The 14,218-nt window shown below is 36.0% G+C and carries 11 protein-coding genes; 6 read left to right on the top strand and 5 right to left on the bottom strand.

Going from position 1 to position 14,218, the window contains the following annotated elements:
- Window positions 1-2 precede the first annotated feature (2 nt).
- The 3 genes from J7E67_RS17570 to nagE form a co-directional block, all read right to left on the bottom strand.
- The gene (locus tag J7E67_RS17570; protein ID WP_214713373.1) at window positions 3-896 is read right to left on the bottom strand and encodes a response regulator; all 894 of its coding nucleotides are present in this window, start codon (window positions 894-896) and stop codon (window positions 3-5) included.
- Window positions 897-898: 2 nt separating this feature from the next.
- On the bottom strand, window positions 899-2,179 hold the full coding sequence (locus J7E67_RS17565; RefSeq protein ID WP_214713328.1) for an ATP-binding protein: 1,281 nt from the start codon (window positions 2,177-2,179) through the stop codon (window positions 899-901).
- 360 nt (window positions 2,180-2,539) lie between these two features.
- Window positions 2,540-4,429: an N-acetylglucosamine-specific PTS transporter subunit IIBC gene (gene nagE, locus J7E67_RS17560; RefSeq protein ID WP_214713327.1), complete on the bottom strand. Its 1,890-nt coding sequence runs from the start codon at window positions 4,427-4,429 to the stop codon at window positions 2,540-2,542.
- 247 nt (window positions 4,430-4,676) lie between these two features.
- On the opposite strand from nagE, the gene nagA reads away from it, so the two are divergent.
- The 5 genes from nagA (at window position 4,677) to J7E67_RS17535 (ending at window position 9,292) form a co-directional block, all read left to right on the top strand.
- Entirely contained in the window at window positions 4,677-5,876 is a 1,200-nt protein-coding gene (nagA, locus tag J7E67_RS17555; protein WP_214713326.1) for an N-acetylglucosamine-6-phosphate deacetylase, read from the top strand.
- Entirely contained in the window at window positions 5,873-6,628 is a 756-nt protein-coding gene (gene nagB, locus J7E67_RS17550; RefSeq protein ID WP_214713325.1) for a glucosamine-6-phosphate deaminase, read from the top strand. The genes nagA and nagB overlap by 4 nt, the downstream gene beginning before the upstream one ends.
- Window positions 6,629-6,652: 24 nt before the next feature.
- Entirely contained in the window at window positions 6,653-7,375 is a 723-nt protein-coding gene (locus J7E67_RS17545) for a GntR family transcriptional regulator (RefSeq protein ID WP_214713324.1), read from the top strand.
- Window positions 7,376-7,396: 21 nt separating this feature from the next.
- A complete protein-coding gene (locus tag J7E67_RS17540) occupies window positions 7,397-8,134 on the top strand; it encodes an SIS domain-containing protein (protein WP_214713323.1) in 738 nt (245 codons plus the stop codon).
- A gap of 156 nt (window positions 8,135-8,290) precedes the next feature.
- A complete protein-coding gene (locus tag J7E67_RS17535; protein ID WP_308161439.1) occupies window positions 8,291-9,292 on the top strand; it encodes a CAP domain-containing protein in 1,002 nt (333 codons plus the stop codon).
- 45 nt (window positions 9,293-9,337) lie between these two features.
- Here J7E67_RS17535 and J7E67_RS17530 read toward each other — a convergent pair whose 3' ends face one another.
- Together J7E67_RS17530 and J7E67_RS17525 are read right to left on the bottom strand one after the other, a co-directional pair.
- Window positions 9,338-10,405 carry an ATP-binding protein gene (locus J7E67_RS17530; RefSeq protein WP_308160459.1) on the bottom strand — a complete coding sequence of 356 codons (1,068 nt, stop codon included), beginning with the start codon at window positions 10,403-10,405 and terminating at the stop codon, window positions 9,338-9,340.
- 330 nt (window positions 10,406-10,735) lie between these two features.
- On the bottom strand, window positions 10,736-12,262 hold the full coding sequence (locus J7E67_RS17525) for a diguanylate cyclase domain-containing protein (protein WP_214732519.1): 1,527 nt from the start codon (window positions 12,260-12,262) through the stop codon (window positions 10,736-10,738).
- 484 nt (window positions 12,263-12,746) lie between these two features.
- Here J7E67_RS17525 and J7E67_RS17520 point away from each other — a divergent pair, with 484 nt between their 5' ends.
- A complete protein-coding gene (locus J7E67_RS17520) occupies window positions 12,747-14,156 on the top strand; it encodes an MFS transporter (protein ID WP_214713320.1) in 1,410 nt (469 codons plus the stop codon).
- Window positions 14,157-14,218: the final 62 nt, after the last annotated feature.

Here is a 14,218-nt window from a genome sequence, read left to right as displayed (position 1 = left end):
TTTTATGAAGTTTGAGAGTATTTTTCTACTGTATCAAGGAACAAAACTTGGAGGAACTTTTTAATATTAATTTTTACTTTTGTTGCTTCATTGCTATTTTGATTCATTTCTTTCATTCGTACCCTTATTTCTTGAAAATCGAAATAACGGGGTGCATAATATTCAAAATTGGGGTTGGTATAATCCAATGTTCCTAATGAAGCCAAGTTGTTAAGTGCTGCTATAATGGCTCTGCGGATACGCTGTTCAATCGATTTCGTTTCTTTTTTAATATCCAGGATGTCTGCTTTATTCGAACTGGAAATAGCTTCGTATAAATCCTTGAGAGGGGGCAATAGTGCAGTGGAATCATTGCGATTTATTAAAAATTCCATCATCAATACCATATCCCCACTTCCTGATTCTCCGATAATCCCCATATCATTTAATATGGAATATACGATTTCTTTCACACTTCGTTGTTTTTGCGTAAACTTGTCTGATTCCATGTATGCCAGGGATTCCCGAATAGTCATTAACGATTGTCTAAGGCGATATTGTCCTACTGTTTTTTTCAGAATGCTTTGTACTTCTAATCGGTTGATTGGTTTATGAATAAAGAACTCAACACCCTTTTCATAAGCTTCACCGACAATTTCTTTATTTTCGATTTGAGAAATCATGATGAATTGTCCTTGAAATCCTTGAATCCTCAATTGTTCAATTGTTTCAATTCCGTCGAGATTAGGCATTAAAAAGTCGATTAAGACAACATCTGGACGGATCGAAAGGATGAGCGGAAGCGAATGGGCGCCAGATTCTGCTTCACCGACTACATCTCCTAGCTTGCCCTCTGAAATGATTTTCTTTAGCATTCTACGACTTGCTTTATCGTCGTCTACTATAAAATATCTCAGTTTTATTCACCTTTCTTTCTTATGTTATCGGTAGGAATTTTGATTCGAAAAGTAGTACCTTCATCTTGTGATTCTACTTCAATTTGGCCTTGAAGAGTATGAACAATTTCATGTACATGAGATAGACCAATCCCTGTTGCACCAACCCCATGATTATTGAATTTTGTTGTATAGCCAGGTTCAAAGATGATTGAAAGGTCCTCTTCGGGAATTCCATTTCCAGAATCTTTTATAGTGAAAGAAATAAACTCTAGTTCCTCGAAGATATCTATATCGATTTTTCCTTTTTCCGAAATGGCCTCAACAGCATTAGCGGTCAGATTATTCAATAATGCCAGTAATTGTATTTTTTGATGGGTATAAAAATCAGTAGAAATTGTCAGATTAAACAAGATTTTTTTGTCTAACATTTCACTATATTTTTCATTTGCTGTAACCACAAATCCTAGCACATCAGAAAGAAAAAGATCATCATTACTTTTTTGAATCGTTATCTTGGACAGACCTGAAAGTATCCGCTGTGAATCCTTTTTCACTTCATGTATTTCTTGAGCAATGAGCAATGCTTGCACGCTTAGCTCGCCCTGATTGCTCTTCTTTAATTTTCGATATAAATCATGGCAAGATGCCGTGATTTGTTCAATATGATTCATTGATTTCTGAAGGTAGAGAGTTTCCGAATATAATTCCGATCCAACTTCGAGCATTTCTTGCATTCGTTTTTTTTGTTCCGAAACAGTTATGGAACTATATAGTCCTACAACGAAGTAGCTCCGGAATAAGGCAACCCCGCTTAATATTGCCCATTCGCTAAAACCTGAGTTCTTATGATTTAATAACAGGTAGCGCATCAGGTGCTCTGCGCCGTTTGCGATAAACTCTATTCCTGCAGCCAAAAAACCAAGTAGAAGGGGAAAAGTTTTGTATTTCTCTATTTTAATCACGCTGAGCCCTAAACCAAACAAGAAATAAAACAGAAATGCAGGCAGATGATTCTTTATGCTTGCCAAGAAAGGAACGGGATCGATCATCAAATCTCCAAGAATGCGAAAACAAACGACAATCATGCCAGTGAAGAACCCAGTTAGAGCTAATGAAGCTGGTGGCTGAATAAGAATTATTAGAAAAAAAGTAATACTTCCTAATCCGAAACGAAAAGCCTCCCCATTGAAAGGAATTACTTTGATTTCGCTAGCAAACGCGGTTAACAGACCAGTAAGAATTAAGGAAATCCATCTAGATTTGTTAAAAAATATCTCAAAAAATGAAAATGAAGAAAACATTTATGTCTCCTTTGAAGTAATGAAGGCACCTAACTAAACAGGTGCCTTTACTTATAGATAATTTATTTTACCATTTCCTGAAGCAAATCAGAACATACTATAACCTGTTTTTTGTAAATGTATCAAAAGATGTCATTTTTCATCCATATTATGCGGATGCGATGTGATTGCACCAAATAAAAAAAATTTTCTTTAAGAAAAGTAAACATACTGCCATTTATAAGATTGATTAAATAAATTCAATCATATAAACATGGACTTCATGTATTTCATGCGATGAAGAGCTTTTTCCAAGCCGAAGAAGCGAAACTATTCGCATAATAAAAAGAACGACAGGTGCCTGACACCTGTCGTTCTTTTTTATTCAATCGATAGAATACCGCTTTGACCTTGAGGCGTGTGTCCTTGTTTCTTTACATTTAATTTTGTTAGGTTCGTAAAGATAATAGGAGTAACAGTAGATGGAGCTGACTTCTTGATGAAATCTAAATCAAATTTTAGAATTTCTTGCCCTTTTGTAATCTGCTCGCCTTCTTTTACAAGAACTGTAAAACCTTCTCCTTTTAAATTCACAGTATCCATCCCAACATGGATGAGAATTTCATATCCTTGTTTTGATTTGAGTCCAAGGGCATGTTTTGTTGGAAATATATTAATGATTTCACCGTCAACAGGTGAAACTACTGAACCTTTAGATGGAACGATTGCAAAACCATCACCCATCATTTTTTGTGAAAAGACCTGGTCTGGAACCTCATGAAGTGGAATAATTTCTCCTTCAATAGGCATAATAAATTCTTTTTCCGAAAGAGGTAGTTTCCGATTCTCTTTCACTGATGTGTCTTCGTTGGGAATTATATCAAGATTTACATTGTCCATATCAATTTTCTTCATAGCATCGGCAACAAATTCTACTTCAGTCCCAACCACGATTTGCAGATTGGATTTATTTAATTTCATAATTCCTCTAGCACCATGCGCTTTGAGGGCAGATTCGCTTACCTTCTCCATATCTTTAATATTTAAGCGAAGGCGTGTTATGCAATTATCAATTGTTGTAATGTTTTCTCTTCCACCAATATCATTAATAAAATGATAAGCCATCGTTTCAAATTCATTGTTACCAACAGTGGCAGCGGGAGTCGCATTATCGAAGTTTTCGTCATCATCCTCACGGCCAGGTGTTTTAATATTAAATGCTTTAATTAATCCGTAGAAAATAACGAAATAAATAACGGCGTAGACAAGACCTACTACTAATAACAATAATGGCTTTTCAGCGATGTTAAAGTTTAATGCATAATCAATAGCACCTGCAGAAAAAGTGAAGCCATCACGAATTCCAAGCATCGATGTAATAACAAAGGATAATCCTGTTAAAACAGCATGAACACCATATAATAATGGAGCAATAAACATAAATGAAAACTCAACTGGTTCTGTAATCCCTGTGAGGAATGAAGTCAATGCTAGACCAATAAACATTCCTAATGTAGCTTTTCTTTTCTCCGATTTTGCGGCAGCTACAATAGCAAACGCTGCACCAGGAAGTCCAAACATCATAACTGGGAAGAATCCAGTCATATAACCGCCCGCAGATGGATCTCCAGCAAAGAAACGTGCAATATCTCCGGTTTTACCAGCATACTCTCCAAATTGGAACCAGAATAAACTGTTTAATACATGGTGCAAGCCTAAAGGAATGAGCAGACGGTTTAAAAAACCGAAAATACCTGACCCGATTGCTCCTAAGCCAATAATCCAGTTGCCGAGCCCATTAATGCCATCCTGAATCGGCGGCCAAGCAAATCCGGCAATTCCAGCTAAAAGAACCATTGCAATGGAAGTAATAATTGGAATAAACCTTCGGCCACTAAAGAAGCCTAACCACTCAGGCAACTTTATATCATGGAAGCGATTGTATAATAATCCCGCAATAATCCCGGCTAATATTCCTCCAAGAACTCCCATATTAATATCTTTATCAATTGCTTTTGTTCCTTCAGTTAAAACCAAGTAACCTATTGCACCGGATAATGCAGCGGCACCGTTGTTATCCTTTGAAAAACCAATGGCTACTCCAATCGCGAAGATTAATGCTAAGTTTGCAAAAATCGCGTTTCCTGCATTCGCAATAAATGGAATATCTAGTAAATCGGGTTGTCCAAACCGAAGCAATAGCCCTGCAGCAGGCAATACTGCTATCGGAAGCATTAATGCTTTACCAATCCGTTGTAAAAAGCCTAACATAATAGTTCTCTCCTTTTTAAAAGTCATTCTAGTGAAAGCGCTTTTCCATTAGTAAATATATCACTAAATACTTATAGATGTCTATACCAATTTTTAATTCAATAATAGATATTTAAATTCCTTTACCATACTTGATGGGCGAAAGATGGAAAATTTAAGTTTATCGATTCAATTAAATTGGTATAGACAACTAGAAAATGATAATGCTAATATATAGTATAGAAATACCCGAAAGGAAGTAATTTCAATGATTCAAAAATTTAATCATATTTTGCTTAAGGGAATCCAAGTTTATGCAGAAGATATATTAATTGAAAATGGATTTATTAAAATAAATAACGGAAAAATAGTGGAAATCGGATCAATGGAAGAACTTGAAAAGGAGAATGAATTTGAAGTTATTGAGCTTCCTGGGCACTATAAAGCAATTCCCGGTTTAATCGATGTTCATATTCATGGGGTCAATGGTGCTGATACGATGGACGCCACTATGGAAGCACTAGACACAATGGTTACAGCTCTACCGAAAGAAGGAACCACAAGTTTTTTAGCCACAACAATGACCCAAGAAGGTAAACAAATTGAAAATGCTTTAATAAATGCAGCGCAATACATTGAAAAGCAGAAACCAAATGGAAAGGCCGAAATACTTGGCCTCCATCTTGAAGGGCCGTTTGTAAACGCAAAAAGAGCAGGGGCACAGCCGATACAGCATATTATTGACCCAGACCTTGCTTTATTTCAAAAGTGGCAAAACCTTACAAAAGGGAATATTAAACTTGTCACACTTGCGCCAGAGCAGCCAGGTGGATTAGAAATGATTCGATATTTAAAGTCAAATGGGATCATTGCATCAATTGGTCACACAGATGCATCCTATGATGAAGTTAACGAAGCCATTGATGCTGGTGCAAACCACGTAACCCATCTTTTTAATCAAATGAGGGGGCTGCATCACCGTGAACCCGGTGTCGTGGGTGCAGCTTTTTTACGAGATGAATTAAAAGCTGAAATTATCGTGGATGGGGTGCATGTTCGTCCGGAAATGGTAAAACTTGCTTTCAAACAAAAGCAAAGTGAAGGGTTAATCTTAATAACCGATTCCATGCGGGCGAAATGTTTGAAAAATGGTAAATATGATCTTGGTGGTCAAGAAGTAACAGTAAAAAATGGAAAAGCAGTCCTTGAGGACGGAACTCTTGCTGGAAGTATTTTGAAAATGGGGCATGCAGTAAAAAATATTATTGCTTATACTGGCTGTCCACTTGAAGATGCAATTGAAATGGCTTCCGTGAATCCAGCAAAGCAGTTGAATATTTATGATCGGAAAGGCAGTATTGCTGTTGGAAAAGATGCAGACATTGTCATTCTTGATGAAGAAATGGAAGTTTATATGACACTTTGCCATGGGTCGCTTGCATTTAAAAGGGAGGAAAACTCAAAATGAGGATTATTGAAGTAAAAGATTACCAACAAATGAGTAATAGAGCGGCTGAATTTATCATTGAAAAGGTAGTTCAGAATCCAAGTATTAAACTTGGATTGGCAACAGGTGGGACACCAATCGGAACCTATAAAAGTCTAATCGAGGATCACAAAATGAATGGGACCTCTTATCAGAAAGTAACCACTTTTAATTTGGATGAGTACATGGGACTATCAGGTGATAATAAGAACAGCTACCGGTATTTTATGAATAACCAACTTTTTAATTATATTGATATGAATAAAGCTAAAACAAATATTCCAAGCGGAATTGCTGCTGATTTTCAAGAAGAATGCAATCGTTATGAAGATTTAATTGCTAAGCATGGTGGCGTTGATTTACAAATTCTCGGAATTGGCAGTAATGGGCATATTGGATTCAATGAACCAGGAACTTCCTTTGGTTCCAAAACGCATATTGTAAAGTTAGCACCTTCGACCATTCAAGCAAATGCAAGATTTTTTAACCGAATCGAAGAGGTTCCTACTAAAGCGATTACGATGGGGATTTCAACCATTATGAAAAGCAAAGAAATTCTTCTACTGGTTTCAGGTGATAAGAAAAAAGAAGCACTTTTTAGACTCTTAAACGGCGAAATTAATGAAAGTTTTCCTGCATCCGTGTTGAAAAATCACCCTTGTGTTACAATTATTGCAGATAAAGAGGCAATAGCAGATCTAAAGGTTCACTATAGCGCAAAGGTGCCAATGTAAAGGAAAGGATGCAGTTGGAGGAAAATGATTAATAAGAATTCTCCCATTCCAATTTATTATCAACTTGAAGGATATATCAAAGAGTTAATTGAAAACGGCGAATTGCGACCTGGTGATTCTCTTCCTCCTGAGAGAGAATATGCGGAGAAATATCAAATTAGCCGGATGACCGTTAGACAGGCCTTTACACAGTTAGTAAATGAGGGCTATTTATATCGTTTGCAAGGAAAAGGAACATTTGTTGCAGAAAGAAAAATCGAACAGCCCCTTCAGGGATTAACAAGTTTCACAGAAGATATGAAGGCAAGAGGATTGGAACCAGGGAGCCAATTAATCCACTTTGAAATTATTCCGGCGACAAAACAAATAGCAGGTCAGCTTTTGATTTCTGAATATGGACCCGTATATGAAATCAAACGGATTCGTATGGCAGATAGTGTCCCAATGGCCTTAGAAACAAATTATATTTCAGCAAATCTCGTTAAAGGACTTACGGAACAAATTGTAAATAAATCCCTATACGCACATATTGAAGGACAGTTAGACTTAAAAATTGATAGCGCTTCTCAGATTATTGAATCATCAATTGCCAGCCAAAGTGAGGCAAATTATTTAAAGATCACCAAAGGGTCACCAGTTATGTTAATCCAAAGAAATACTTTTCTTAAAGATAATACCCCGGTTGAATTTGTTAAATCTGTATATCGTGCGGATCGTTACAAGTTTATGATTCAGATGAAACGCTGAAAACAAAGGAGATTATTTACCTTGTTCAATCTTTATTTTTCTAAGCTTAAAGAATTATTAAGTTTAATCGAAAAAGATGAAAATGAAAACCTCAAAACAGCTGCAGAGAAAGTGGCCCAGTGCATCCAAAAGGATGGGATTGTTCATGTTTTTGGTTGCGGACATTCCCATATGCTTGGGGAAGAACTATTTTACCGAGCTGGAGGATTGGTTCCAATTAATCCAATCCTAATAGAAGATTTAATGCTGCATAAAGGGGCGGTTCGCTCCTCTCAATTAGAAAAAGAAAATGATTTTGCAGAACAATTCATGAAAAATGTTAAGATTCAACCTCAAGATATTGTCATTGTCGCATCAACCTCTGGCAGGAATCCTGTGCCAATTGATGTGGCCGAGATTGCTAAAAATAAAGGTGCATTTGTCATTAGCGTCACATCGTATGTTTATACAAAAACCGTGAAGTCAAGACATAAAAATGGTAAATATTTGTATCATACGGCTGACCTTTCCATTGATAATCATATTAAAGTGGGTGATGCATTAATGGAGCACGAGTCAATTGGTGTAAACTTTGGTTCAGGTTCAACGGTTGTAGGGACAGCAATTGTTAACGGAATAATGGTTGAAGCCATCAGCCTAATGATTGAAAATAATTTTGAACCGCCAATCTTTAAAAGTGGCAATGCAGATGGTGCCGAAGAACATAATCGAGATCTTATTAACAAATATAAAGGCCGAATTCCGATGCTGGAAAATTGACCCTTAAAAACAAGCCGACAGTTTCAATAGTTGGTTTTTTTTGTGGAAAATTGTTATTATGCCCGATTATTAAATACGTTTATTTTCCATCAATACTTTCTTTGAAAAACATTAACACTATAAAAGTAATATGAATTTCAGAAGGAGGTATTTCGATTGATAAAAAAACCAGTTGGGTTACTGTTAACAGCGGTCTTAACAATGGGCCTTGCTGCTTGTAATAACAATGATAATAAAGAGATAAATGATCAAGGGTCAAATCGTATAGGAATGAACACGAATAACAGAAACAATACCCCTTATATGGATGTACGTAATGGGAGAGATGATGGGATCGACCACAATGGTCCTTTAACTGAGGATTATACGAACAATAATAACAGCGAATCTGATTCTGATGTAAATTTTTATAACAATAAACGAAAAAACAAGAAGAATTACAACAACAATGATGATATGATTTCTGCATATCAAACAAATTTGAACAGTAATCAATACCCTCATACAAGAGCGGTATTAATCCGAGATGCAAAGTACCAGTTTATTCGTCTCGATCCTAGACTAGGTAATTTGGCACTCCAACAGATCCAACCTTATATTCAGCAGCAAAGACCGAATGAACAAGCACCAGTCCAACAACAACCGGCACCAATTCAACAGCAACCAGCACCAATTCAACAGCAACCAGCACCGAAGCAACAACGGCCAGCACCACCACAAGCCCAACCGGCACCAAAACAGCCAGCTGCTACACAAAATAATGCACCTGCCACTGGGACAGTTAGTCAATACGTACAACAAGTAATTGACTTAACAAATGCCCAACGCAGTAAAAACGGACTTCCAGCTTTAAAGGCGGACACACAGTTAAACAGTGTTGCACAGAAAAAATCGTTGGATATGCAGCAAAAAAATTATTTTTCACATACAAGCCCTACCTATGGATCACCATTTGACATGATGAGAGACTTTGGCGTGACTTATAAATCTGCAGGTGAAAATATCGCACAAGGACAACGAACGCCACAAGAAGTAGTAACTGCTTGGATGAACAGTGAAGGGCATCGTAAAAATATCTTAAGTTCAAATTTTACTCATATTGGGGTAGGATTTGAAGCGACAGGCAAACACTGGACCCAAATGTTTATTGGTAAATAAAGTGAAAACAAACCGACAAAAGTTAATCTTCTGTCGGTTTGTTTTTTAAATGATAATATTTTCTTTTTTCATTATCGACGAAATCGTTGGAAATTTAAAATGAAAAGTGGTTCCCATTCCCACTTCACTTTCAGCCCAAACCGTACCATCCATTGCACGTGCAATGCTGTAAACCACCATCATACCTAAGCCTGTTCCATTTTTTCCTTTTGTGGAATAAAATGGTTCTCCTAATCGCTCCAGCTGTTCTATGGTCATTCCAACACCTGTGTCCTTCACACTAATGGTTACATTGTTTTTACTATACTCCGTTGTGACAGTTAAATAACCTCCATTAGGCATTGCTTCAATCGCATTTTTGAGGACATTCACAAAGCATTGCCGGAATTTCTGGCCATCCCCTTTTATGAATCCAATCACTGAAAAGTCTGTGCTAATCTCGACTGAATTTTGATTGGCTAAGGGCTGAAGTATATTTATTAATTGCCGTAATTCACTTTTTACATTTAGTTCCTCAAATGCCTCAAGCGATGGTTTTGCAAAGGTTAAATAATCTTGGATAACCCGTTCAGCCGAAATTAACTCCTCTTTTACAATCGATAAATATTCTTTCCGTTTTTGCCTTGAAAGGTAATCATCTTGAAGGAGCTGAACAAACCCGCTAGCTGCAGTTAGTGGATTACGAATCTCATGGGAAATGGCCGCTCCCATTTGTTCGACTGCTTTTAATTTTTCAGCTTTAATCAGCTGTTGCTGCATTTCATTATTTCTTCTAACAAATTCAATCCCATAGGAAATGATCCCAATTCCGAGAGAGGGAATGAATAAGAACGCAGTCCATGCATCCAGCCAATAGGAATGGGGATGGGCGAAGCTCATCCCAATGACTGTCACTATGCCGAGGATCATTCCCAAACATACTGTCACGAAAATGCGGCGTGCTGGCACTTGCTTTAAAAACCAAGGATATAATCGCCAAAATACTACTGTGAGAGGTACATAAAACATAATGGTTTGAAAAAAGCCTGAATCAAAGCCATAGAAACCCCGTATGATAATAATTGCTCCTATAAGAATCGGGCCAATTCCAACATAAAGGGCCCCCAAAACCAAAGGAATAATCCTTAAATCATATCTGGCATAAGGAATCGGATTGTATGAGAAATTGATACATAACCATAACATAGCAATAAAAAAAATCGTAAGTGAGGGTTTGGATAGGGTGAATTTTCTAAAATTATCGAAAAAAATTAAACAAAAAAACAATAAAATAATATATATTGAGAGGTTTAAGAAAAGATGTTTCGTAATTTCCATTGTCTCACCATCCAAAAAGGGCTGATAGGAAAATTTTACATGTATTTTCCGCATTATACAACAAAATTTGCATAATATTTAGAAAAATATGTTTTGAATTGATAAAAAAAGGAAGGCTTGTATTATTTACAAGCCTTCCATGCTTAAATGAGAAGATGAAATTGTATTTCTACCTTTTGTCTTAGATAAATATAATGCCGAATCAGCCATTTGAATTAATGCTTGCGGTTTTTCTAAAGTTGTTGGAACCATTGTGGCAAATCCAATACTTAACGTAACAATATCAGCAATGTCAGAACTAATATGAGGAATTTTAAGTAACTTAATTGTCTCCTGAATTTGATAAGCAATTTTCATCCCTTCCTCCATGGTGGTAGAAGGAGAGATGAGAGCAAATTCCTCACCTCCATAACGGCAAAAAGTATAATGAGAGTTAACAGCCATTTGATTGTTAATAGCTTGTGCAATTGATTGTAAGCAAAAATCTCCAGTTAGATGGCCGTATGTATCATTGTATTTTTTAAAGTAATCAATATCAAACATAATTAATGTGATTGGCGTATGACTTATAGAAGAATTAGCCCATGCTTTATTAAGTGTTTCGTCAAAATATCTTCTGTTGGCAATCCCTGTTAGTCCATCTGAGTAGGATAGTTGATTGAGTAATTGATTTGCCTCTTGTAGTTTTTGTTCGGTAAGTTTTCGATCAGTAATATTTCTTGATACAATAATGACTTTCTTACTTCCATCTTCTTCGAAATGAACGCTTTTTAAAGTAGATTCAATCCAAACATAATCTCCTATATTCGTACGGTACCTGTAGGTTGATTCAGCCCCACCCTCATGAAGTGCTTTTTCAAACATGTCTTTTGTTTGTACAACATCATCTGGATGAATAAAAACCTCCATTTTTTTTCCGAGAAGTTCAGGATACTCAAAATGAATAATTTCTTTTACAGCGGGTGAAATATAAATATATTCGGCTTTTTCGTTGTGCATTGTAATCATGTCACTTGAATATTCAGCTATGAGGCGAAAACGTTCTTCTGTTTCCTTCAATTTCATGACATTATGCTTTAATTGATTTTGTACTTCGTATGACTTCACCACGAAAACAAAAAAATGATAAGCAAAAAAACCACCAATGAGAGAAATTAAATAATGTATGGTTAAAACACTTTTGAGCATTTGGAAGTTATCAATTCTGATAATGAAAATGATTGAAACAATTAATAAACCAATCAGATTCATTATGAAAGCCTTTAAAGTTCTGGAATAGTTTAATGTTGCGATTCCACCACAGAGGATGCCTGTTAATACAGCCCCGATTGCTCCCAATAAGGAAGATTCATTCATACCAAAAAGAAGGATTCTTCCTGCTGCAATAAGAACAGCAGCCAATAATGCTGGGATATACCCACCGAAAGTTGCTGCGATCACTATTGCCAAATGGCGTAGATCAGCAATCGTGTTTACGTTAATTTGAATGCTAAACGACATTAAGATATTCCCTAGAACTCCAAAACAAAATCCCCAATATAATTTTGAGGATAGCGGAGAGGAAGAATTAATTGGCTTATCTTTAAATAACACTCCCATAATAGAAAAGGAAGCAATTAATAGTGAGGCATTTGAAACAAAATCTTTTAACATGCATACTCTCCTGGAATAGTGAATAAAGTTCTTAGAGCTATTGTGCAATATTATTTCATAAATTATTTGCATCTTTCCAATTATACTATGAATTAGATATTTATGACAAAGTTAGATTAAAAAAGGCTCCCTTGTGACGTTCTTGAACAGTTAGTGTCAATTTTTTTTTAATTACATCAATATACTACTTCTGACTACAAACTATCTTAAGCACTTAATCACGTAAGAGAAGGGACCTTAATATTTGGAAAAATTTTTTATTAAACGCTTACAAAAATCTGTTGACTGAGTAAATAGTCGATGATAAGATACAACTATACTAATTAATTAGTTCAATAAACTAATTAAAAGAAATGCACTAATATTTTTTTAATAATCTTTGAAAGGGATTTCAAAGTACTGAAGGTTCAAAAAGTTTTAAGGATTTAAAGGTATAGGTAATCGGGTTAGATTAAAAACTAAATGCATAATGGAGGGGTCAAAAGTGAGTCAAACTGCAAAAAAAGCCGCTGTAGTACAAGGTTCTGCAAATGAATTTAGAAAGTTTGGAATGAAAGACAAACTTGGTTATATGTTTGGTGATTGGGGGAACGATTTCTTCTTTGTTCTAGTTGCCGCATTCTTAATGGTTTTTTATACAGATGTCTTTCATATTAATCCTGCAGCAGTCGGTGGATTATTCTTACTTGCCCGTTTGTGGGATGCAGTAGCAGACGTATCATGGGGCCGTTTTATTGATACAAGAAAAGCAGGGAAAAATGGCAAATTCAGGCCTTGGATTTTTAGAATGTCTTTCCCGCTTGTTATTTGTGGTGTTTTAATGTTTGTTCACATTCCAGGAATGTCAGATGGATTTTATCTTGCTTATGCTTACGTAACATATATTATTTGGGGAACACTATATAGTACAGTTAATATTCCTTACGGATCAATGGCTTCAGTTATCACAGGCGATCCTGTTGAACGTACAGCACTATCAAGCTGGAGAACATTAGGTGGAAACTTGGCTGGTTTAATTATTAACGTGGTTGGCCCTATGATTTTGTTTGTTAACAACAAACCAGATGCTAATCGCTTCATATTAGCTGCATTAATTTTCGGTGGACTTGCACTTGCTTGTTATATGGCTTGTTATAAATTATCGGTTGAACGAATTGTAATGGATGAAACAACTAAACCAAAAGTGAATTTGGGACAAACAATGAAAGGTCTTGGAAAAAACAAACCATTAATTTGGTTCCTCATTGCTTCATTATTGTTCTTGGTTTGCTTTATGCTAATTGGTGCAGTAAACGTTTATCTATTTAAAGATTACTTCGGAAATGCGAAAGCACTAAGTATGGTTGGTCTTCTTCAAGCTATTGCAGTATTTGTAGGTATGCCATTTGTTAAACCATTAGTTGCGAAATTTGGTAAAAAAGAAGTGGCTTCTGGTGGCTTATTAATAGCAACAGTTATATATGCGATTTTGTACTTCCTTCCAAATTTAACTGGAACACAATTTATTGGTGTATTAACAATTGGGATGTTTGGTTATGGAATTTTCAACCTTGTCATTTGGGCTTTTGTTACTGACGTTATTGATTATCATGAGTATTTAACTGGTTTACGTGAAGATGGAACCGTTTACTCGATTTATTCTATGGCACGTAAAGTTGGTCAAGCAGTAGCTGGCGGCGTTGGTGGTGCAGCAATCGCAGCTGTTGGTTATAATCCAACTCTTAAAGCACAAACAGCTGATACGCTTCAAGGAATTCATACACTTGGAACTCTAGTACCTGCAATCATACTTGCTGTTGTGTTCCTAATTATTGTATTCTGTTATCCATTAAACAAAAAACGTACAGCGCAACTTACAGCTGATTTAGCTGAAAGGAGAAAAGGCAAACATTAATTCAATATTACCAGAAGGAAGATAGCTAACATCTGTTAGCTATCTCAGATTGTAGACAAAAG

This window comes from Bacillus sp. ISL-46, from assembly GCF_018613205.1.
The sequence above is the reverse complement of the archived record's forward strand: the minus strand, read 5'-3'. Positions and strand labels throughout refer to the sequence as shown.

Coding starts and splice junctions, on each gene's coding strand:
- J7E67_RS17565 (WP_214713328.1), bottom strand. CDS start 2,179: ATGTTTTCTTCATTTTCATTTTTTGAGATATTTTTTAACAAATCTAGA.
- nagE (WP_214713327.1), bottom strand. CDS start 4,429: ATGTTAGGCTTTTTACAACGGATTGGTAAAGCATTAATGCTTCCGATA.
- J7E67_RS17545 (WP_214713324.1), top strand. CDS start 6,653: ATGATTAATAAGAATTCTCCCATTCCAATTTATTATCAACTTGAAGGA.
- nagB (WP_214713325.1), top strand. CDS start 5,873: ATGAGGATTATTGAAGTAAAAGATTACCAACAAATGAGTAATAGAGCG.
- nagA (WP_214713326.1), top strand. CDS start 4,677: ATGATTCAAAAATTTAATCATATTTTGCTTAAGGGAATCCAAGTTTAT.
- J7E67_RS17525 (WP_214732519.1), bottom strand. CDS start 12,262: ATGTTAAAAGATTTTGTTTCAAATGCCTCACTATTAATTGCTTCCTTT.